Genomic DNA, 21,354 nt, shown 5'->3' on the forward strand with positions numbered 1-21,354 from the left:
TGCTGCACAAGCAGCACGCGGGTCATAGAAGAGTAGGAATAACTCATGAAGCCTCCCCAGTTTCAGCAGCTTGAATCAAGGCATCTTTGCGCTGTGCATACAAGCTAAGTAGTTCCTGATGATCAGCTGGAAGTAATTTAGCTGCAGGTATCGCTGGTGCTAGTCGTTCTAAAGTTTCTACTGAATCCATGTCATAGATCCGATTGATCAGAACCTGTTTTTTCTTCTTGTAGAAGAGATCAATAGGGGCACTACCATGTTCAGCACTTTCCACTGATGCTTGTTTGCGTGCGGCATTTTCAATTTGATCAAACATACTTGGTTGCTGAACTTCAATGACTTCATCTGCGATTGGTTCAGGTTCAACCTTCGGCGTGTATTGCTCTGGATCCAGCTCAAGCAATTTATCTTCCGCAAGCTTGCACAAGTGCTGTTGATCTTTTTGATCTAAGTGTCCATTGGCCAGAAATACGTGACGGAATGAAAGAACGTCATCCTCCTTAGTAAACTGATCAATTTGTGCAGTGAACTTTTTAACAAGCTTTACCCGGTCGGTTTCAACTGAATCCGCTTCAATTTCTGTAACTGGAGTTTCAGTATTAATAGTGGCTTCTTGCTCTATGGCTTCAATAGGCTGAATCACCTCTGGCTCAGGCTGTTTTTCAATATCTGGTACAGCATCACTTGGGCCAGCTGGAATGCTAGCCTGTTCAGTCTCATTCTTAGCTTTGGTTGAGCGTCTCTTTTTAGGTTTGCCTGTATTGTCTATAGTTGGAGGATAGACAATCATTCGACCAAATAGTTCACCCATTGCCACTAATTGTAATTCGGCATTTTCTTTATCCGCCTGAGCAAAACCATTGTCGACAGCTTTGAAATACTCCATGCACTGTTTGCTGTATTTAATCTGTGAGATATGGTCAGGATGAATAATAAAGATTTCCTGATCTTCCACGACATCATCAAGAGTCAAAGGCTTGGTAAATGTAATACCAGCCAGCTCCATTGTTTCAACCTTGATGCAGAACTCATAGCCTGGCATAGCGAAAATCGTAGCCGGGAATTGAGACAGATCATCAAAATCCATTAACTCACCAGCTGCACGACACATGATATTTCGGCCAGCCATCATTGCCTCAAAAGCTTCTTTGCTATTTATAATTTTCATGCTGTCATTGCTCCCTTCGCCAATTGTTCTATGTCATTTTTTACAGCTTCAAATTTGGAAGCTTCTATCTGGTTGAGAGCATCAAGCCCCAAGTGTTCACACACTGTTTTTGCATCAAGCCCACAGGTATCGATAAAGTCCTGTAGATCGGCAAGCTGCTCATCAGAAATGCCATTAAACTCTGGTGGATCTGTCCATGCATTGCGCTGTCTATCGAATATGCACTTCATTTCCAGAGCACGACGAACCAGCTCGGCACGCATATTCTTGTAATACAGATGAGTGTCTTCAAGGGACTGAGTGAGCTGATTTAGATCACTCGCATACTGGGCCTCACCACAGCTTTGTACCCAGTTTTCTAGATCTTCTTGAGCCTTGATTGCGGCCAATTGATCTGGTGTCAGGGTATTGATATGGTCCTTAGCCTGTTTGATAAGATCGGCCAGAAATGTAGGGCTGGTCTTTAGATCCGGCACCCATACCTCACCAGTTTCACCACCTAAACCACCTGCATTTTTGGCATGGTGAGTGGGGCATGGTCTAAAGCTAATTACCCGGGCATTTTTACCTTCACCAGTAGTGACTGTGGTCAAATAGCCCATGATGTCAGCAATGCGATATAGCTCATTACGGTTTTTACCACCCAGATCAGGGCGATAAATTACCTGGTCACCGCTTTGATCTTCAGAAGCATGGGCAATAAACACCACATCTTTTCCTGAAGCGATCAGCGTATTCACGTACTGCTTAAAGATGTTGTTGGCCAAGCCCTGGGCTTTAAGCTTTAACGATCCATCTTTTTGCTTGTTGGTCGCATTGAGCATTAAATGTGTTTTGATGCTTTCAAGCATTGCACCGACGGTATCGATCACAATGGTGTTATATGGTTCAAGATCAGCCATTGTGAGGTTTGCAACATCAGACCACTGGTGAGCCTGAACTACAGCACCGCGACGAAGTTCACCAGTACGGTGAGAACCTTTGTCAAAGTCGAATGAAATAGCTTTATCACCAGTAAAGCCGATAGAGGTTTTACCCAAGCCCGGATCGGCATACAGATAAACAATAATTGCCTGAACTAGCAGCGCTTGATTCGCTGGAATAATATTAATCGCCATCTCAACGTACTCCTGCAGAACGGTTATTACGTTTAAAGTTTTTATAGTCTTCAGATGCAAAGAAGCCCGTACTTTCTAAAGCTTGATGACGCTTGTTCTTGCGCATAGCAACACGCGCATTTTCCAATCCATCTAAAATCCATTGCGGAGTAAGAGATTTATCCATCTTCTTCAATGAGCCATCAGCCTGAATGGAGTAGATCTGCGTATTACAGAAGTAGTCAGCAATAGTTCCAGAGCTTTTAACGCGTAGGGCAAAATAGCTCGCCCGAGTTTTACCCACTCGATAGATTTCAAGTCCTTCAAAGGTCTTGATGTATTCAGAGAAGTAGCGATGAGTTGAGTTGAACTCAATCGGCATTGGTATTACAGGTAGCTCATCTGCTTTGAATTGCAGGAAACCGGTGTAAAGATCTACAAAATTAATTTGAGTTCGATCATTAAGAGGAGACCAGTCGTCAGAGCCGCATTCACACCAGTAGACTGATTGACCATTCAAAAGCGCCTCAAAGATTTGATCAGCAGAATTTAAAATCATGACTGCACCTCCACTAGGCGATGCTTCATGATGTAGCTAGTGATCATTGAATTGATTTCGCGGTGATCCTGATGATCAGTGAAGTCTTTATATGGATTACCATTGGCATCAAATACATTGATTTCACCCAGCTCTGTTACTTCGACTGCAGTGAACTCTGAACCAGGTACGCCGTAGCTATCTGGATAAGCCTGAACTTCAAATGAAGAGATATTTAAACGGAATCCATCCAGATTAAGAATTGCTTCACCACGGCTTTGGTCATGCATTTTTAGTGAAATAATGCCGTATTCAGACTGAATGTTTTGCGCTGGAGCAGGTTGTCCAACGCTTAAATCCGCATGAAAAGCGACTGCTAAAGCGCTTACTGTTAAAGCAGCAGTAAACAGAGTTACCTTAAAGCTATTGTGTGGCGTTAGTTTTGTGTTCATAATTGATCTCGCTGTAAGTAAAGCACTCAAGACTTCGAATCCTTTGAGTGCTTTTTTAATGTCTACGAGATATAATTTAGTATTTACTAAATATTAAGTCAATAGTATTTACTAAATTTATTTAGTGAAAATTAAGCATTTGCTAAATATTATGATTTAATAGACAAAAGAAAACCCACACAAGGTGGGTTGTCCTAGAGCAATAATCTTATTTTTTGTATTCAGTAATACTGATAGGTTTGTCTTTCATAAACTCTACAATACCTTCACCAGCTTTGAAGTGAATTGAAACGCCGTCATCATTGGCCAAACGCATACCACTTCCTGAAATAGCTCGTTTAAGGTGATAAACCTTGCCAGAATTATCTGTCATTTCTGCGGTTTCAAAATTATCTGAAGATTTCAATTCGACTGTAAGATCCATTGGACCAGTAAAATTAATTACCTGAGTTTCAGTTGCAGTATTGCTCACAACTTTTTCTTGCACTACTTCGTTTTTTGGATTTGAAGTACAGCCAGTAATCGCTAATCCTAACAATGCTGCGCCTAACAGATATTTCATTGAGACTTACCTTTCTATTTATGAATCATAGGTATCATTATACTAATTGTTATAATGTAACATTTAAAGACAAGGTTGCACTTACCTTACATAAAGAAAAACCCGCGGATAGCGGGTTAGTGATGCTTTACTTTGTTATTACAGACCCGGTCATGAGAGGTCTTAAGTCCAATATAAAGATTTAATATTTCAGAAGTAAGAAAGCTTTAGCACTGAATAGCATCTTTCTCTTTGTAGTGATCCAAAACTAAATCCATATCAGCCAGAAGTGCGACTTCAGAGTATTCACCTGGTGAGAGTTTTAACAAGTTGGACATATAGTTCTTTTCATACTCACGTGGGTAGTCTCTGCATAAAATTTTAATCCGCACATCTTGTGTGGTGAACTCTGAGTCTAACTTTTCTAGGTATTTACTAAGAATATTATCTGAGTTCTCAAAAGCTGTAGTGGTAGCAATTGGATCTACATCTTCATCTGGTTGCTTCTGGCAGCCGGTAAAAGTCAAAGATAAGAGTAGGGTGGTAAGTGTGATGTATTTCATAGTTATAGGTTTATTGTTATTGGAGTTTGAATTATAAGCAAGTTTAGACAAAAGAAAAACTATATAAAATAGGATAAAACCAAGAAAAATAAAGAGGTAGAACACATGTCATCATTTTTAATAATTACAGGATTTATATTATGTTTTGTGGGGATTATTTTCGGACCACATATCTTGCATAAAAAGGTCAAAATTATATGGATGCACAAGCTGCCGGCTTCTCATGTATGTTGCCAGGTGTATTTTTATTTTATTTTGGGTCTTATTTAAGATAAATCTACCTTTAAGTAGATTTATTTTTAGTATCTAAACAATAATAATTATTTAATTTTGGAATATCAATTGTTAAGCAAGTGTTATCTATGTGGATATAAAAATAGGTAATAAACATTATAGTAATAGATAAATAAATACTTCTTTTTACTAGCTTTATGTTGCTTTTTTGTTTTAAAAACCTAGTATTCATTACAGAAAAGTTTTTATTAATTTCTGCTTTATCTTTAAATAAAGGGTCTTTTATAAACTCTTTTTCTTGAGCATCAATTTCATGTTTAATATTATCAAGTGTATCGTTCTGATTTTCACACATAATATAAACTGCAATTGTGAAAAACAATGCTCCGAGTAGTATTATAGAGTTTGTAATAAATGAAAAGCTATCACCTGTTTTCAAGTTGCTAGCAACCACAATTAAGGATGCAGGAATAGCAATAATTTGCATTTGTATGTCGGAAAATGATTTATTTATACGTGTAATAGACTCAGTACGAAATTTCTCAACCTCCTTTTTTATTTTTTCAAAAGTAAACTGAGAAATATATACATCATAATTATTTTTAACTACATCATATATAGAGTCAAAGTCTATACAAATCTGATTAAAAGATATTTCTTTATCCATATAATATGAATTTAAACTATCGGTTATAATATTTTTAATAGCTTCTTTGTGAATGTTTGAATTAATGTAATTTATCTCAAATGCATACAAGTTTTTTAGATTAGTGGTAGGGTTTTCAGTCAAGTTATTTATAACAGAAAGTTTTTTAGAGCCTAGGTAGTAAATGGTTTCTTCGTTTTTTGCATTTTTATTAGAATGATCTGCTTGAGTTTTAAGTAAATTATATAGGGATACACTTTTTAAATAGTTTTTTATAATTAATGACGAAATTGAATCTTCGATTTTATGTATATCTGTTGGGTTATAAGTATAATCAATATCTTCAAAATAAATTATTTCATTTGGTACTTCTATCCGTAAATCAGGATATGACTCTAGCATTTCTTTTAAAGAAAAGTTATAAAAAGGAGGTAAGCAGATATCTATCTGCCCATCTTCCTCATCATAATTTGGATAAAATCGATCCGTCTCACCTATATGATCTTTAAGGTCGGTTAGTATCAATCGGGCGCGCGCGCTATCAGACCGCGCAATGCGGCCTGAATATGTTCGACGGTTTGACAGTTGCTTATCTTGCGTCAATTTAATGAGGTCAAGAAGTAGATCAATACCTGCCTTCGAAATAGAATTATTCATCTGAATTTTGTAAAGGTATTTGCATAGTTCTCGGTTTGTAACCATCCATTTCCTTAATAATATGCGCTGGAATAGACTTGATCAAAAGCCCATGCTCACTTAGAACTACTTTATCATTAATATCATCATACGAAAAGCTAACTCGAATATCCCCTAATGAAAATGATAATTTTTGCAGTATTTTGAACGATCGTTGACTAGGCTTAAATGAAGAATCAATTGTAATATCATTTTCTTTAATATAATTTGTAAAATCCTCAGGGGTGTCAGAATTTACTTTTCTAGCAATTGTTTCTAGATCTACTTCTAAATCTAACTTGTTTTGTGTATCGAAATAACTATATAAGCTAGATCTAACACTATCACGTAGTACAGGCTCATACCCTTTGTCATCCATATACTTTGTTATAGTGCTAATAACCTCTTTAGTGTTTTTATTGCTGCTGTGATAACCCAAACACCCTAATGCATTTCTAAAATACTCAGTTACATCATTATCTTTCTGTTTACTTCCCTTCATAAAGGAAAGACAATTTTTTTTCTCCTCTTCAGTTAAACTTATATTATTTTTCCAATCTTCAATATTGATTCGAGCCGATTCATGTAATTTTTTTATATTTAAATATTTTCTTTTTTCTAATGCGAGGGCTTCGGTTAATCCGTAGCCTTCATCATTTTTAAGCATCGCGACTAGCATCCACTCTTTACCTGAATGGGTGTAATTCAAAACCAGTACAAATCCACCAGTGCCAAAAATACTAGTGGCTAATTCATCTTTAATTAAATCACAAACTGATTTTGAAAAATCTATGAAATCACTATCTGATGGAGAATAAAAACTTTCTAATTTATTATGGAATTTATGTTCTTCATCAATATACCCCCAAATTGGATTTTGTTGGCGATAAGAGTCAATTATTTCTTCGCAAAATTTTAAAACAACTGGGTCTTCGGATGATAGTAAAGTTGTTGCGAATTCTACTTTTACAGTATCAGATCCACGCTTTTCAGATTTTTTTTCTAACTGATGGAAAATTACATTTGATATTTCCATAATACCCCCTGATTTTTAAAAATACTTTAATTAAACATCTCAATAAATCCCAAGCCGCATATAGCGGCTTTTTAATTCTTTCTAACTCTTGGTCTTGCGCGATAAACATAGCGAACGCAGTCAACTACCTGGCCAACGAAAAGGCATTGATCATCTAATTCAATAATATTTGGCTTGAACTCTGGATTTAGAGCCTGAAGGTATCTTTTACCGTTTGTCTCGATAACCAGTTTTTTGAAAGTAGCATCATCACCGCGACGGACCACGATAATGTCACCAGACTGCATATCCCCATAATAAGCATCTGGATCTACAACGATGTAGTCGCCTTCCATAAAGTCAGGGAAGTTACTCAGGCCTTGGACTTTAAGAAAGAAGCAGTTTGAGCACTCATCTTCTGGCAAGGGCAGCCATTCAGTTACTTCGCTCATATCAACTGCTGCAACATTGGTAAAGCTACCAGCCTGAACCCAAGATAGAACAGGGGCCATGCGTGCTTTAACTCTCGGGACGTTCGCTAGGCTTTCACCCCCAAATAAATTTTTAGGAGGTTGTTGATCTAAGGTTCCAGTTTCCCACCCGACCTTTTTCTCTAAATTTCGAGCTGCGCGCTCACCAAAACTCCCATGACCTTTCACAAGTTGAGATATATGGCTTGGATTCAGGTCGTAATGCTCGCAAAAAGCAGCATCCGAAGAGAAACCTTCAGATTTAATCTTGGCATCAATAGCCTGGCGTAAATTAGCGCGTCTTAAAGAAATTATGTCCATAGCGGTATTTCATATAGTTTTTAGTAAAAAGTAAATTCGCAAACACTAAATCTTTATTGACTTATTAAGTGATAAAAATTAGTATTTACTAAATATTACTAATTAGGAGATTTAAGATGTCTTCTGCTCACACAGCTGAACTAAAAAGTTTTCTCAATCGATTAACCCCAATCGAAAGAAAAGCATTCGCAAAGCGCTGCCAAACCTCAATTGGGTACTTGCATCAAATCATGTACGGCAATAGCAAATGCAGTGCTTTATTAGCAATAAAAATCGATAAGGAAAGTGATGGTGCTGTTAAGTGCGACTTACTGTGCCCAGAGGCTGATTTTAACTACATCAGAAATCAAGCCTTATCGCTAACTGCTTAAACCAATTATCAGTCAGTAATCATTTTAAATAAACGTGAATAAAAACAGGGATTCACATGATTTTAAAGAAAGAAACAAGAATAGCGATTCACCAAATGATTAATCAGTCTGAAGGATTCGATCCAAAGGATATTGCACAGGTTACTGGTGATGCTCACAAGACGATTTGCAACTATGGCAATCCAAATATGGAAAACCATGATCCAAGTCTTAAGAAGTTTGAAGCAATCATGCTTTTAACCCAAAACCCAGTAGTTCTGAAGGTTTGGGCGCACATGCTTGGTTTTGTGCTTATGCCAGCAGGCGGGGAAGGAACACATCGTCAAATGACTATCGTAGAAGCATTACTTCAAATGAATTCCGAGACTGGCAAAGCCAATCAAAAGGTTTATGAGGTTTTGGAAGATGGAATGGTAACTCCGCAAGAGTATGCGGAAGCCAGTGAAATTCTTAATCGCATTATTGAGAACGCTAAAGCAGCGGATATGGCTTTAAGCAAGCAAATGCATAAATTCACACAAAAAGAAAAAGCCTGACGGTCGAGGTCAGGCTTTATCAATTCAAAACTTTAGAGGGCATTGAATATGAAATCAAATTTAGCACACAAGCAGGGGGTAGACAACGATATTTCGTTACACCCATCCACTGCTAAAAAATTAGAGCGACAAGCCATGTCGAAAAAAGATGATGGGTATTCACCCTTGCCTAATTTCATCTGTGACGAAGGTTATCTAGCTGTATTAAGTGGGGATGCTGTCAAGTGCATCGTTCTACTTAATCGTCACATCAAAGGATTTCACTTGGATCAAAAGTCAATCGGTGAAACCTTGGTAATGAAGATCACTGGAATTAAGGACAAGCGAACTGTACGTAAATGTATGGCTGATTTAGCTAAATACCAATTGATCAGCATCACTAAAACACTGGGCAAAAGTAGCTCTTATACACTCACCTTAGATGATCGTATTTCTATTGAAGCAGTAGCATCAAATGTAACTACATCTAATGCGGTTACATCAAATGTAGTTACATCTCATGTCACCACACCAGTAACATCAAATGCTACTACACCAGTAACATCAAATGTCACCACCACTAGTGACATCAAATGTCACTCTGTAAAAGAAATAGATTTAAAAGAAAATATTAAAGAAAACTTTAAAGAGAAAAACGCGCAAGAAAATTCAGATGCTCAAGTGTGGAATCCAAATCTTGAAACACTGAGTTCGATTCTCAAAACCACCAAACACTCACACCGTGTTTCTGAAATTCTTGGTCTGGAAGATTTTCAATTCCATCTTGGAAACTTCAACACACACCATGAGAAAAACTTTCAACTGACTGACAACCAAAAACACCGAAAGTTTGCACAGTGGATTATTCAAGAGTTTGAAAGAGTCTTGGAAAAAGCTGAACGCAAAAACAACCATCCATCTGGTTACACACGTTCTGAAAAACAAAATTCTAATCTTGACGTGAATACAGCCTGGGCAGACCAAGCATCGCAATATCACGCACCAGTTGATTCACCAGTCCATATTCCGGAGGACTTTGTATGAACGCAATGTCGATGCTGACTCAGGGATTAAAACAAACACAAGCGATCTGCTCGAAACACAAAACCGCCATGGTACAAGCAGGCCCTTTTCAGAAGTGCCCACAATGCGCCGTAGAGTTTCATGAAGAGCAACTCGCACAAGCACAGGCTGAAATTGATCGTACCGTACGTGAAAAACACTTTGCTGGAGCAATGCTTCCAGAGCGTCATGCAACATCAGGTTTTAAGAATTACCTGGTCAAACATGCCGGACACCAGAACGCTTTAAACCATGTTGTTTCATTCGCCAAGAACATGATCAATGGCCACAAGAATAATTTTGTGATGGTAGGGCCTACAGGCACCGGTAAAACCCATCTGAGTTGCGCTACGGCTCGAACATTGCTCAACAAGGGCAAGTATGCGCGTTACATCACAAGCGAGGATATGGCACAGCGAATCATGAATGCGTGGGAGCAGCCGGACGCTACAGAGAAATCTGTGATTTATGACTTCACCCAGTATGACCTGTTGATCCTGGATGAATATGGATTGCATGACCGTGATAAACGCCGCGAGTTGGTTCACAAAGTTCTGTATGCACGCTATGACCGTATGAAGCCAACCATGTTGATTTCGAATCTCACATTGGCTGAACTGCAAAAAGATCTAGGTGATCGGCTTTGGTCTCGTTTCCAGCAGGGCGGCCTAACCTTGGTGGAATGCAATTGGGCAGATCAGCGTGTAGGGGGTGCAGCATGAACACACCCACCATCCAACGCTTTGAAGAAATCAAAGACATCTTGGTGTATGTAGCCTTCTCAAAACATGAGGTGACTTCGGCAGAGCTTGAAGAACATGTGTGTGATAAAACGCGAGCAGCTTTGAATCAAAAATTGCGAGGCTTAGTTCAGGCAGGCTACTTAAAATTTAGATGTAACCATAGCACTAGACTCTATGTGGCAACAGAAAAGACTAAGCAATTATTTGGAGCTAATGTGGCGGCATGAAGGATCTAAACAAAGCGCTGATGTTTATTTTTATGGCCATTGGCGCCGTTGTATTGAAGGTTTGGGGTGAATGACAAGCTACTCAATCGCTGAATACAAAAAAATGGTTAAAGCCACCAGACCGAAAGGGCGCTCCAAACGCCCTAAGGTGAAAGGCGAAAAAGTACAAAGCGAAGGTGAAGTAAAACTGGCCACTGCGTTAAGAGCTTTAAAAATAGATTTTGAGCAGGAATTTAAGTTTCACCCAGAGCGTAAGTGGAAAGCAGATTTTCATTTAGTGGGTAAAAAAATACTGGTAGAGGTTGAAGGTGGGATCTGGAGTGGAGGAAGGCATACCAGAGGCAAGGGGTATATCGGGGACATGGAAAAATATAACGCAGCAACAATGCTTGGTTATCAAGTAATACGGTTTAGTACAGATCAAGTGAAGTCAGGTTTAGCGATTCAACAGATAGAGAAGATGGTAGGGGATTTAGGATGAATGCAGCGGCGAAAATTGAAGTGATGGATTGGACGAAATTTACAATTGAAGAGTGGCTGAAGCAATATGGGGCTTATGTTCAGACCTGCCGTATGAAGTCAGGGAATGAACCAGATTCGCTTGGGGTGAATCAGATCTATTGGCTGATCTGTGAAAATAACAAAGGGTTGGCACCGCGTAAGGATCAGTTGGTTTGTAAGATTAATGATTTTGAGGCTGAACAGGTCCGGAAGTTGATTGTATCTGTCAACAAATCAGAAGCTATTTGTTCTTCAGCAAAAGTAGCTGTGAGCATTTTTATTGATAAATGTGTTCGTGGGATGTCATTGCGTCAACTCGCTGATGAGCGTCGTCTTGGAAAATCTTCTATCGATAGTATGGTGTATTGCGGAAAGTTTTATTTAGCAGGACATGACAAACGTTTGCGTATTGATTAACCACTTGCTTGTCCGGACAGGATATGGCATATTTCTGTTATAGTGATCGAAGTGTAAGTAAGTCGCACTACTGATAGAAGGCTCATCGAAAGGTGGGCTTTTTTTGACATTGTTTGTTCATGAAAATAAGCGATAATGCCTTTTTGTTTTTGGGCTCTAATTGAAATGGCGATTTTAACTGTTAAAAAACTAGAAGATACTCTCGGTAAATTAGTGGCTGAAGGCGAAAAGCCTGAAAAGATTTTATTAGGCTATAAAGCGTATGGCGAGCTAATGAATGATCGTAGCTTTTTTGAGGAAGTGGCTGGCTCGGCAATGGATCCAAACAAGCGAAAATATAAAAATATTAAAATTAAGGTCACTCAAGACGAATACCAGTTTAACGTGAAATGTCAAAAATAAGCTTAAGCATCAAGGAAAGCTCGCCAAATGGTGGGCTTTTTTAATGCATAGAATTTATTATCTGAAAAGAAAATTAACTTAAGCTCAACATTTGAAAACATTTTCTTAATATTCTCTATACTTTCTAATCAAAGCTTCGGTGCTATATTGTTTTTGCGATAAGAAGAAGATGCAATACGAAGAAAGTGACTACAGCACTGGCCCACTTATTTGACGAGTAAGTGGGCTTTTTATTGCCTGTAAAAAGGCGACCTCAGCCTACTGGAGTGCTGACCAGTGGAACATGCCATCGAGTAAACTTCCTTCGGGAATCCAGACTAGGGAGTAGCGCCCCGACCTAAAGAGGATTGAAAGCAAGTAAAGCAGACCGTGCATGTTAGGTGTGTGTGATTGTGAGTAGCGTCTGGCCCCGCGAAGAGGGCTGTCTTACCAAGATTTTAATAAGCCTTGTATATAATATTATTATGTATATAATTCGGGCCAGATTCTATGGCTGTAGTTTCTATTAAGTTTCTGCCTCCTTTCCCTATAAAGGAGGTATTTTTTTGTCTGGAGAAAAGTATGCTCCAATTTATATTCTGCTTATTTGGTTTACATGGTGTGACCGAGATCGATTACACGGTTGATGATGAAGAAATCAAGGTGTGTCGGAATTGCTTGAAAGAAGTTGAATAAGCGCCAAAAGTGTTGTCATGTGTTATTTTGTGTTATTTAATCAATAACTTAGATTATTCCTGGTACTTGTTTCCTTAGGTTTGGTGGGTTATAAAAGATCAATAACTCAACTTTATGGATGACTTTAAATGTCAATCAATATATCAATTCAGGTAAATCAAGATTCAGACCCATTCTTACAATTCATTAGCGGCTTAGTGAACACTCTAACTGTATTGGCGCATCAGTTTATTTTACTTGCAGAAAAGTATCGATTTTATGACTTTCCATCTGTCAATCAAGCTACTGGACGCGCTGTTATTAAGTAATTTCTCAAAATCGCCGAACGTATTACGGCAAACAAAGCCCCTCGCATTCTAGATGTTGAGGGGTTTTTCTTTTCTTATTGGTGGTGAATGTGTGGCAATTCTTACTTGGTTTTATCGTGGCGTGGGTTATTTGCAGTTGGTATACGCATATCTACGTGGCAAATGAGTGTGAGCGCTTAGGCGGCTTTTTTGTTGGTGAAAAAACTTATAAATGCACTGAAGTGAAGAAGCTCGATGAAGAAGAACAGGACTGGTGACACTTATGACAGACAAAGTACAAGCTAAACAAGACTTAGAATTTTGCAGTGCTGAGCTGTCTAAGTATCAGAACCTCAGTCGTGTAGGCTTAAGACACAGCGAATTAGTCGCAATTGATAATGTGATGATTCGACTTAAAGAGCGCATTAAGAATTTGCGTGTGGCTTTGTATGGATGAGAAGTCCTATAAACTTTTTACTCAAAAAATCCCACCTAAAAAGAAATCACGCACCAAGCCTTTGCCTAAGGCTAAAGAAAAATATCTAGAAGCTGAGGAAACCCTATTTCAAGAATTGGAAGAACACCTGATTGGCTATGAGCGCAAATTTCAATTTGAACATACTAAAAACTGGCGATTCGATTTTCATATTGTAAAGCTGAGGCTTCTTATTGAAATCGCTGGAAGTCCATGGTCTGTTGGCCGTGGTGGAAGGAAGATCGCAAACGCATTTAATAAATATGATTTAGCTGAAGATATGGGTTACAGAATTGAGCGTCTTGAGCCACATCAAATTGAATCAGGGTATGCGATTCGATGGATTCAAGGTCAATTAAAGAGATTAGAAGATGGAACAGTTCAGACCATTCCCACCGACGGAGCTGATTGATCAGGCTGAGGAAGAGGAAGCCATTCGCTTGGCACCTGCGCCAGAGCTTAAAGAATGGGTCATGAATAACTGGCTTACTTTAGGTGGTGAATTACATAACCCGGATCATGACCATATTGCCGAGCTACTGCATGACAATGAAGAATTCCTTGCATTCGCCTGGGCTTCATCTGCCGCCGTAGCGAAAAAACGTATGGTGTTGGGTCAATGTGAAAAGGTCATGTTTAACCAGGGTGGCTGGAAGAAAGTACGTCAGGAACAACAGATGCGGGATTGGTTCGGCTTTGTGCCTCAATACTTGATTACTGTGGATGCTGCTTTCTGTGAGCAAGCCTCAGATCGTGAGTTTTGTCGCCTGATTGAGCATGAGCTTTATCACATCGGTGTAGAACGTGATGAAGATGGTGAAATCATTTATAGCGATATGACCGGACTGCCTAAGCATTACCTGGCTGGCCATGATGTTGAAGTGTTCTTTGGTGAAACAAAACGATGGGGTGCTGATGAGTCTGTTAAAAGACTTCTAGAAATTGCCAAGAATGCGCCGTTTGTATCTGAAAAAAGTATGGCTGCGTGTTGTGGTAACTGTGTGATTGGTTAGAGCTGAAAGGCTCTTTTTTTTGTCTATCTTGCATGACGTAGCATGACAAAGGGGTAATTATGGCGGCACTAAAAGAGCCTGTAAAAATCTTTATAGTTCAGTCTCTTGCTTGCTTTGAAACACCTCAACAAGTAGCAGATGCTGTCATGCAAAGATTTAACATCGAAATTGATCGTCGGCAGTGTGAAAATTACGACCCGACCAAGTATGCAGGCCGCAATCTCAGTAAGAAATTAAAGGATCTGTTTGATAAGACACGTGAGGATTTTCGAAAGAACATTTTTGATATCCCGATTGCTAACCAGGCATTTCGGCTGAAAGAAATTCAGAAAATGTATGAGGATGCTGGAAAGAACAAAGTATCCAAACAGAATCTGTTGAAATTGGCTTATCAGGAAACGGACGCACGTACAACCAAGCAGGAAATAACTGGTCCAGATGGTGGTCCATTGCAGAACGAAAATACAACCTATGTAACTGCCTCAAAAGAATTGGTAAGGCAGGTGATGGATGAACTCGAAAGTAAATACTAGCTTGCTGGAAATGCAGATCGAGCAGGAGCGGTGCGAGAAAGAACATTTATTCTTTACGCGCCGTTTTTTTCTGCCACGAATGGGCTTCAAGTTCTCGGTCAATTGGCACCATGAATACATTGCCTGGGCAATTGATGAAGTCATTGCCGGTCGAATTGAAAACCTAGTTATTAACGTTCCACCTGGTTCAGGTAAGACTGAATTACTGACTAATCTGATTGCACGTGGTATCGCCCGAAACCAGCGTTCACGATTCTTATATTTGTCATTCTCGCAGTCACTTGTAGAGGATGTGTCATCCACGGCGCGAAACATCGTGAAATCGGTCGATTTTCAGGGCTTATGGCCAGTTAAGATCTCGACCAGTACCGATGCTAAGGCAAGCTGGAAAACGACTGTAGATGGCTATGAAGCGGGGCATGTTTATTCCGCTTCGATGGGTGGTCAGGTCACAGGTCGCCGTGCAGGTACTTTGGCAGATGCTGGATTTACCGGTGCGATTATCCTGGACGATCCGCTCAAGCCTGAGGATGCATTCAGTAAGACGGCACGTAACAAAGCAAATCGTAAGATTCTGAACACGGTCAACTCACGTAAGGCCAAGTCCTCCACACCAATTATTCTGATCATGCAGCGTTTACACGTTGAGGATCCGACTAACTTTGTGATGACGGGTAACGTCCCGGGCAATTGGCATCAGATTTCGATACCGGCCCTGATTGATGATGAATACATCAATGCCTTGCCAGAGCATATTCGGAAGAAAGTGCCGCAAGATGTGGAGCGTGATGAAAAAGGCCGTCAAAGCTACTGGCCATTAAAAGAGTCATTGCTGTCGTTACTGCAGCTAGAGAAAGGTGGCCAAGACAAAGACGGCGCTACAGTGTCTCGCTATACATTCAGCAGTCAGTACCAGCAGGCACCAAAAAAACTTGGCGGGGATCTTGTTAAGGCTGAATGGTTTGATCGTTATCTTGAATTACCGGTATTGAAATGGCGTGCGATCTGGGCAGATACAGCACAGAAGATTAAAGAACATAACGACTACTCAGTGTTCTTATGTGCAGGCCTTGGGTATGACAACCGGCTGTACATTATTGACGTGCGCCGTGGTAAATGGGAAGCACCTGAGCTGATTAAGGAAGCCAAGGCTTTCATCAATAAGCACAAGGAAAGCAATACCAAGATTGGCAAGCTTCGGTACATGGCCATCGAGGACAAAGCATCAGGCACGATGCTGATTCAGAACATCTCTCGTGAAACTACATTGCCCATCAAGGCGATTCAGCGTGATACAGACAAACTGACCCGAACCATGGACGTAGTGTTCTATGTCGAGGATCGTCGTGTTGTTCTGCCTGTAAGTGCGCCATGGTTGCTGAACTACATTGAAGAAATTGAGGGCTTAAAAGCTGATTTCACCCATGAGCATGATGACCAATGGGATCCAACGATTGATGCGATTAGTGATTCTCTTGCGAAAAAGCCGACTGTATTTGATTAGAGGTATTTATGGCTAAAGATAAAAAGTCGGATACAGGCGGTAAAATTAAAACGCTTGTAGCTGATGCAGTAAAACAGGCAATGAATGCCATTGGTGATGCTGGCGCATATACAAACTTGGTATCGAATATTGGTACCGAGCGTGACAAGGCTTCGCATGGTAAGTTCGTACGGAAAGACATTGACGATGATCAGCTTGAAGCGGTGTACCAGAACTGGCTCGCACGCCGTATTGTCAATCGTCCTGCTTCAGACATGCTTCGTGCTGGTTGGTTCTATGAAGGCATTCAAGGCGATGATTTAAAACGCCTTGAAGAAGCGTGTAAGGCATTTCATTTAAATCAGGTGCTTTTATCAGGCTTAATCCTTTCGCGCCTCTACGGCGTTGTATATATCCTGCTTGGAACTGCTGACGGTGCTGCCTTAGATCAACCTTTAGATATTTCTAAACTCGGTCAAGGGCGTTTGGAGTTCTTTACGGTCGTGAAAAAGAAATATATCACGGCGGATAAAAACAGTTATTTACCGCCGTCGGCATGTTGTGGACTACTGAAACAGCCTGAATTTTACGAGATGAAAATGGGGAATGAGGCGAAAAAGCGCATTCACCATACTCGCTTGATTCGTATTGCTCATGCCGATGTAGTGAATGAAGAGCCACAAAGCATCTTGCAAGAAGTCTATGAGGATCTGCTTGACCATGCCAGTGTGAAGCGCGGATCTGCCAGCCTGATTCATGAATCGAAGATTGATGTGATTCAAACGCCTAACCTGGTCGATAAGATCAAAGAGGACATGAAAGGCGTGATGGAGCGATTTATGTCCGTGGGCTTTATGAAGAGCATTAATGGCATGATCGTGTTAGATGCTGAGGAAAAGTACGATTCAAAAACGTATAACTTCGCAGGCTTGCCTGACATGATGCGTGAATTCTCGGTACAGACGGCGGGTGCGGCAGATATTCCCTATACGATTCTATTTGGACAATCACCTGCGGGCATGAATGCAACCGGTGAGCATGACACTCGTAATTATTACGACTCGATTGCCACTAAGCAGGAATGGGACCTCAAGCCGATCTTGATGAAGTTTCTCGCCGTGATCTGTCAGTCTACATTTGGGCGTCAAATACCTGAGCTGAATGTCGTATTTAATCCGCTTTGGCAATTGGATGCGAAAGTCCGTGCAGAGGTGGAAAAAGCCAATGCTGAGCGTGATGAAAAGTATCTCAATATGGGCATCATTACTGAGCCACAGATCGCACGTCAGCTTAATATCGACGGCGTTTACTCTGTGATTGGTGAAGATCACATTAAATTGCTGGAAACTATGGTGACAGCCAATGACGACGATCATACAGATCCTTAAGCCTCAGCTTCAGCAGATCAAGAAACGCAAAAAAGGTCGTAAGGCAAAGCCCAAGGCAGTCAAGGTCAATCGCCGTGTTGAGCTGTTCTATACACGTCAGCTTTTGGAAATATCCAAATATTGCCAGGAACAAACCAAGGATTTTGTTTTACCTACGGTGGGGCAAAATATTGGTGATAGCTGGGTGACGGATCTATTCATGGCGTTACGTGAAAAGATGGTGAAGTACACCATGGAAGTGTCGGTATCTTTGGCCACTAAGGTGGTCATGGATACCAGCAAGGAAGTGAATAAGCAGATTGCCAGTCATACCAAGACCATTCTTGGTGTGGACCTTACGCCGTTTTTCCGTGGTGCTGATATCCAGGATGAAATCGATAATCAGATTGCTGCAAACGTATCTTTGATTAAATCAATTCCAAGTCAGTACACCGACAAGCTTGAAGCCTTGGTGATGAATGCCTTGCAAACAGGGCAGACCAACGAGCAACTGGCACAGGAAATTAAAAAGCTCGGTCATAGTACGGACTTTCGTGCACGCTTAATTGCTTCTGATCAGATGGGCAAGATCAACGGTGCTATCAATAAGAAGCGTCAGGAATCCATGGGTGTTGAAACTTATGTATGGCAGTCAGCAAAAGATGAGCGTGTGCGACCAGATCATGAGAAAAAACATGGTGAAACATTCCGATGGGATGATCCACCAAGCGGAGGTCATCCAGGTCAACCAGTGCGATGCCGATGCACGGCGTTGCCAAACTATGAGGATATTTTGATTGATTAATTTAAGGCTTTAATTATATGATTAATAATTAATTTTATTTATTAATTAAAATGCAAAACATAAATCCAAATAATTCTTCAACTAATCAATTTACTCCTTATCAAGATATTGCAAAAAAATATTTGAGAACAATGAGTATTACCACTGACGCTAGATTTAAAGCTGCGAAGAGACTGAAGCATATAAACGATATATGCTTTATAACCACTACGATTGCATCATTAGGGTTGATATTAATCCCTTTGTTGGATCTTGCAGAGATAAATAAGATCTTTTCAAGTGTAACGCTTACGATTATTCAAGTATTTCTTGCTGTTTGCGTATTAGTGTACTCAACTGCAATAGCTACGGCTAACTTTCAGGTTCGTAGTAAAGAATTTTTGCAATGTGGTGATAGGATTAAAAAAATCATAGATGAATTGAAGGTTCATTTGGTGGATGTCCAGCAGAAAAATGAAAAGCCAAGTCTTGAAAAATACATGGATGAATATCGGAAAGTATTAGATGGTTTTGAAAATCATGATGATGTTGATTATAAGCAAGCCTTTTATGATTATGAGATCAAGAGAATTAGTGAATTATCTGAAGAAGAGCAAAAAAAGAGTATTCATCCAAAAAAACCTAAAACATTTTGGATATATATTCCTTCTTGCTTAATTGTAATTCTAGAAATTTCAATTATAAGTTGTATGCTGGGATCATATTTTTATCATGAGAGTACGGATAAGGAGAATCTTCCTGTGACTGTAAATATTGTTGGTAAAATGACTACATTGAAATAATTATCAAATTAATAGCTATTGCAACCCACTTCGGTGGGTTTTTTATTGCCCACAGAAAGGTGATGTCATGCGTAAAAAGAAATTTTCCAAGGAGCGTTTTTATCGCCGTTTGGAAGCTCAAAACAAAAACAAAGGTTATGCGCACGTAGGATTTGATACGGCGCATCCACAAGGGGATTACTCAGTCATCATCAATCTTGATGCATGGAAGGATGTAATGAAACAGGCTGGTGAAGCTTTTGGCCGATGGTGTGCTCAATTGAATGAATCGTTGAAACCCGTAACTGAATATCTGGCAACAGATGAAGGTAAAGCAGCTTTATCGAAGGCACTTTCTAAAAAGAAAGAAAAGCCTGAGCAGGTGAGTGATTGGGACGTGATGCAAAGCGGTTACCCAGACTGCCAAATTTATCCTGATTTCAGTAGCAACATGGAAACAGATCTATTGCGCAAACCACTTTATTCAAAACGGCGTGGACGTGGTGGCTATGTGGAGCATGAAGCCTTGGGGTTTGATGAATCGTTCCAACAATTACAGAGTGCCGAATCAGCGGAAAACTTAAGAGCCGATGGGCTCTTTTTTAATACCCAAAATTCAGTAAAACAGCCTGAGCCTAAACCTGAATTTGTGCCACCTCCACCATTGGAAAAAATTGGAGCATCTGAGCCAAATAATGACTCAGGATTGTTTGGATTGTGCTTTTTACACATGGCGGCAATCGTAGCTTGTGCACTTCTTTTATGCGGAATCTTACAAAAGCTGAGTCATTAACTCATGAAACTCATTTACCAACTCAAAATTGGTGACTTTGCACCAAGCGAAAGTACACGCTCATTTACTCAGGAAGGGTATCTGAAATGCATCAATGTACGCTTGGCTAAAGCACCTCAAGTCCGTCAGTACTACGCTTATGAATTTCCAAATTTAGAAGGCTATTCAGCGGATCAGGTCATCAACGTCTATGTGGCAGCTGAGGACTTATTTAAGCCAGAAGTCATTAAAGGATTCGACGGCGTAGACACAACGGACTATCACCCACCTAAGAATGAGATCAATGCTTCCAACTGGAAGGAATACCACATTGGCGAATGCTTCAACGTACGCCAAGAGGGTGATTTCTTGGTCGGTGATCTAATCATTAAAGATCAAAACAGTATCGGTTTAATCCAAAACAATGAGCGCGTCGAGATCTCATTGGGCTATGCGGCTGATCTTATCCTTGAACAAGGCACGGCGCCAGATGGTACGCCGTATCAAGCCAAATTTATCAATTTTAAAGGCAATCACGTGGCGCTGGTGAAATACGGTCGCTGTGGCGGTGATTGTCGCGTCGGTGACCATAAACCAAACCCAAAGGGGAAAAAGATGGAAATTAAAGTAAACGGTATTCGCTTTGAGATTGGTGACAACCAAGCGCTAGCTGATGCTGTAAAGCAACAAGAAGACCAGCTTGAAAACTTAAAAGCAGCAAAACTCAAAGTCGGTGATAAACAATTTGCTATCGGTGATGAATTGCCAGCTGTACAAGCAGTGGTTGATACCTTGCAGACTGAAAATGCAGAACTGAAGCAAAAAGTCGGTGATCTTGAGAAAGACCAAATCACACCTGAAAAACTTGATCAGGTCGTGGCTGAACGTGCGTCAGTGATTGCGGACGCCGTTGCATTGGTACCAAGTATCAAAACTGAAGGCTGTTCATGTGAGCAAATCAAACGTGATGTGATTGCAGCCAAAGCAGGTGACACATTGGTGACCGCTGTACTGGGTGGTGTCGCTGTCGGTGATGCTAAACCTGAGCAGATCGACACGGTCTTCCGTGCACTGTCAGCAGTGAAGTCGACCACACCAGGCAATGCCGTCGGTGATGCATTACATCAACAGCAACAGCAACAACAGCAAAACAATAATCAGGACCCTAAAGAAAATAAGGGTTATGACAAGTCTGCTGCATACAAAACAATTTAAGGGGAACTTG

At 40.2% G+C, this 21,354-nt stretch carries 28 protein-coding genes; 19 read left to right on the forward strand and 9 right to left on the reverse strand.

Annotated elements, in window-relative coordinates:
- Window positions 1-43 precede the first annotated feature (43 nt).
- The 9 genes from VXQ11_RS02255 to VXQ11_RS02295 form a co-directional block, all read right to left on the reverse strand.
- Complete coding sequence (locus VXQ11_RS02255; protein WP_416705296.1) at window positions 44-1,168, reverse strand: hypothetical protein; 1,125 nt, start codon at window positions 1,166-1,168, stop codon at window positions 44-46.
- Window positions 1,165-2,286 (reverse strand): ATP-binding protein, encoded by a 1,122-nt coding sequence (locus tag VXQ11_RS02260; RefSeq protein WP_416705297.1) that lies wholly within the window; start codon window positions 2,284-2,286, stop codon window positions 1,165-1,167. The genes VXQ11_RS02255 and VXQ11_RS02260 overlap by 4 nt, the downstream gene beginning before the upstream one ends.
- 1 nt (window position 2,287) lies before the next feature.
- A complete protein-coding gene (locus tag VXQ11_RS02265; RefSeq protein ID WP_416705298.1) occupies window positions 2,288-2,824 on the reverse strand; it encodes a hypothetical protein in 537 nt (178 codons plus the stop codon).
- Entirely contained in the window at window positions 2,821-3,255 is a 435-nt protein-coding gene (locus tag VXQ11_RS02270; RefSeq protein WP_416705299.1) for a hypothetical protein, read from the reverse strand. The genes VXQ11_RS02265 and VXQ11_RS02270 overlap by 4 nt, the downstream gene beginning before the upstream one ends.
- A gap of 208 nt (window positions 3,256-3,463) precedes the next feature.
- Window positions 3,464-3,817 carry a hypothetical protein gene (locus VXQ11_RS02275; RefSeq protein WP_416705300.1) on the reverse strand — a complete coding sequence of 118 codons (354 nt, stop codon included), beginning with the start codon at window positions 3,815-3,817 and terminating at the stop codon, window positions 3,464-3,466.
- Window positions 3,818-4,023: 206 nt separating this feature from the next.
- Window positions 4,024-4,359, reverse strand: coding sequence for a hypothetical protein (locus VXQ11_RS02280; protein WP_416705340.1), 336 nt, complete (start codon window positions 4,357-4,359; stop codon window positions 4,024-4,026).
- Window positions 4,360-4,642: 283 nt separating this feature from the next.
- The gene (locus VXQ11_RS02285; protein WP_310076560.1) at window positions 4,643-5,896 is read right to left on the reverse strand and encodes a hypothetical protein; all 1,254 of its coding nucleotides are present in this window, start codon (window positions 5,894-5,896) and stop codon (window positions 4,643-4,645) included.
- Window positions 5,889-6,950: a nucleoid-associated protein gene (locus VXQ11_RS02290; RefSeq protein ID WP_416705301.1), complete on the reverse strand. Its 1,062-nt coding sequence runs from the start codon at window positions 6,948-6,950 to the stop codon at window positions 5,889-5,891. The genes VXQ11_RS02285 and VXQ11_RS02290 overlap by 8 nt, the downstream gene beginning before the upstream one ends.
- 71 nt (window positions 6,951-7,021) lie before the next feature.
- On the reverse strand, window positions 7,022-7,720 hold the full coding sequence (locus VXQ11_RS02295) for a LexA family protein (RefSeq protein ID WP_180072587.1): 699 nt from the start codon (window positions 7,718-7,720) through the stop codon (window positions 7,022-7,024).
- Window positions 7,721-7,836: 116 nt separating this feature from the next.
- Here VXQ11_RS02295 and VXQ11_RS02300 point away from each other — a divergent pair, with 116 nt between their 5' ends.
- The 19 genes from VXQ11_RS02300 to VXQ11_RS02390 all read left to right on the forward strand — a co-directional run bounded on the left by VXQ11_RS02300 (window position 7,837) and on the right by VXQ11_RS02390 (window position 21,344).
- Window positions 7,837-8,091, forward strand: coding sequence for a hypothetical protein (locus VXQ11_RS02300; RefSeq protein WP_416705302.1), 255 nt, complete (start codon window positions 7,837-7,839; stop codon window positions 8,089-8,091).
- A 56-nt stretch (window positions 8,092-8,147) separates the two neighbouring features.
- On the forward strand, window positions 8,148-8,627 hold the full coding sequence (locus VXQ11_RS02305; protein ID WP_005171431.1) for a phage regulatory CII family protein: 480 nt from the start codon (window positions 8,148-8,150) through the stop codon (window positions 8,625-8,627).
- Between the two features lie 48 nt (window positions 8,628-8,675).
- Entirely contained in the window at window positions 8,676-9,650 is a 975-nt protein-coding gene (locus VXQ11_RS02310; protein ID WP_416705303.1) for a replication protein, read from the forward strand.
- Complete coding sequence (locus VXQ11_RS02315; RefSeq protein ID WP_416705304.1) at window positions 9,647-10,390, forward strand: ATP-binding protein; 744 nt, start codon at window positions 9,647-9,649, stop codon at window positions 10,388-10,390. The genes VXQ11_RS02310 and VXQ11_RS02315 overlap by 4 nt, the downstream gene beginning before the upstream one ends.
- Window positions 10,387-10,638, forward strand: coding sequence for a hypothetical protein (locus VXQ11_RS02320; protein ID WP_370982027.1), 252 nt, complete (start codon window positions 10,387-10,389; stop codon window positions 10,636-10,638). Before VXQ11_RS02315 ends, VXQ11_RS02320 begins: the two co-directional genes overlap by 4 nt.
- A gap of 70 nt (window positions 10,639-10,708) precedes the next feature.
- Window positions 10,709-11,119, forward strand: coding sequence for a DUF559 domain-containing protein (locus tag VXQ11_RS02325; protein ID WP_416705305.1), 411 nt, complete (start codon window positions 10,709-10,711; stop codon window positions 11,117-11,119).
- A complete protein-coding gene (locus VXQ11_RS02330) occupies window positions 11,116-11,556 on the forward strand; it encodes a hypothetical protein (RefSeq protein ID WP_159137893.1) in 441 nt (146 codons plus the stop codon). Before VXQ11_RS02325 ends, VXQ11_RS02330 begins: the two co-directional genes overlap by 4 nt.
- A gap of 165 nt (window positions 11,557-11,721) precedes the next feature.
- The gene (locus tag VXQ11_RS02335) at window positions 11,722-11,958 is read left to right on the forward strand and encodes a hypothetical protein (protein WP_004646432.1); all 237 of its coding nucleotides are present in this window, start codon (window positions 11,722-11,724) and stop codon (window positions 11,956-11,958) included.
- A gap of 1,099 nt (window positions 11,959-13,057) precedes the next feature.
- A complete protein-coding gene (locus VXQ11_RS02340) occupies window positions 13,058-13,198 on the forward strand; it encodes a hypothetical protein (protein WP_416705306.1) in 141 nt (46 codons plus the stop codon).
- A 5-nt stretch (window positions 13,199-13,203) separates the two neighbouring features.
- The gene (locus tag VXQ11_RS02345) at window positions 13,204-13,377 is read left to right on the forward strand and encodes a hypothetical protein (RefSeq protein WP_416705307.1); all 174 of its coding nucleotides are present in this window, start codon (window positions 13,204-13,206) and stop codon (window positions 13,375-13,377) included.
- Window positions 13,370-13,807: a hypothetical protein gene (locus VXQ11_RS02350; protein ID WP_416705308.1), complete on the forward strand. Its 438-nt coding sequence runs from the start codon at window positions 13,370-13,372 to the stop codon at window positions 13,805-13,807. The genes VXQ11_RS02345 and VXQ11_RS02350 overlap by 8 nt, the downstream gene beginning before the upstream one ends.
- The gene (locus VXQ11_RS02355; protein ID WP_416705309.1) at window positions 13,767-14,408 is read left to right on the forward strand and encodes a putative metallopeptidase; all 642 of its coding nucleotides are present in this window, start codon (window positions 13,767-13,769) and stop codon (window positions 14,406-14,408) included. Before VXQ11_RS02350 ends, VXQ11_RS02355 begins: the two co-directional genes overlap by 41 nt.
- A 59-nt stretch (window positions 14,409-14,467) precedes the next feature.
- The gene (locus VXQ11_RS02360) at window positions 14,468-14,941 is read left to right on the forward strand and encodes a DUF2280 domain-containing protein (RefSeq protein ID WP_005266700.1); all 474 of its coding nucleotides are present in this window, start codon (window positions 14,468-14,470) and stop codon (window positions 14,939-14,941) included.
- On the forward strand, window positions 14,919-16,445 hold the full coding sequence (terL, locus tag VXQ11_RS02365) for a phage terminase large subunit (protein WP_416705310.1): 1,527 nt from the start codon (window positions 14,919-14,921) through the stop codon (window positions 16,443-16,445). Before VXQ11_RS02360 ends, terL begins: the two co-directional genes overlap by 23 nt.
- 80 nt (window positions 16,446-16,525) lie before the next feature.
- Window positions 16,526-17,812 carry a DUF1073 domain-containing protein gene (locus VXQ11_RS02370; protein ID WP_416705341.1) on the forward strand — a complete coding sequence of 429 codons (1,287 nt, stop codon included), beginning with the start codon at window positions 16,526-16,528 and terminating at the stop codon, window positions 17,810-17,812.
- Window positions 17,787-18,596 carry a phage minor head protein gene (locus tag VXQ11_RS02375; RefSeq protein WP_416705311.1) on the forward strand — a complete coding sequence of 270 codons (810 nt, stop codon included), beginning with the start codon at window positions 17,787-17,789 and terminating at the stop codon, window positions 18,594-18,596. The genes VXQ11_RS02370 and VXQ11_RS02375 overlap by 26 nt, the downstream gene beginning before the upstream one ends.
- 50 nt (window positions 18,597-18,646) lie before the next feature.
- On the forward strand, window positions 18,647-19,378 hold the full coding sequence (locus VXQ11_RS02380) for an SLATT domain-containing protein (RefSeq protein ID WP_416705312.1): 732 nt from the start codon (window positions 18,647-18,649) through the stop codon (window positions 19,376-19,378).
- 67 nt (window positions 19,379-19,445) lie between these two features.
- Complete coding sequence (locus tag VXQ11_RS02385) at window positions 19,446-20,150, forward strand: hypothetical protein (RefSeq protein WP_416705313.1); 705 nt, start codon at window positions 19,446-19,448, stop codon at window positions 20,148-20,150.
- 3 nt (window positions 20,151-20,153) lie between these two features.
- Window positions 20,154-21,344: a DUF2213 domain-containing protein gene (locus tag VXQ11_RS02390; protein WP_416705314.1), complete on the forward strand. Its 1,191-nt coding sequence runs from the start codon at window positions 20,154-20,156 to the stop codon at window positions 21,342-21,344.
- Window positions 21,345-21,354 lie beyond the last annotated feature (10 nt).

Source organism: Acinetobacter sp. 197 (assembly GCF_048148385.1).
In the GTDB taxonomy this organism is placed as follows: Bacteria; Pseudomonadota; Gammaproteobacteria; order Pseudomonadales; family Moraxellaceae; genus Acinetobacter; species Acinetobacter pecorum.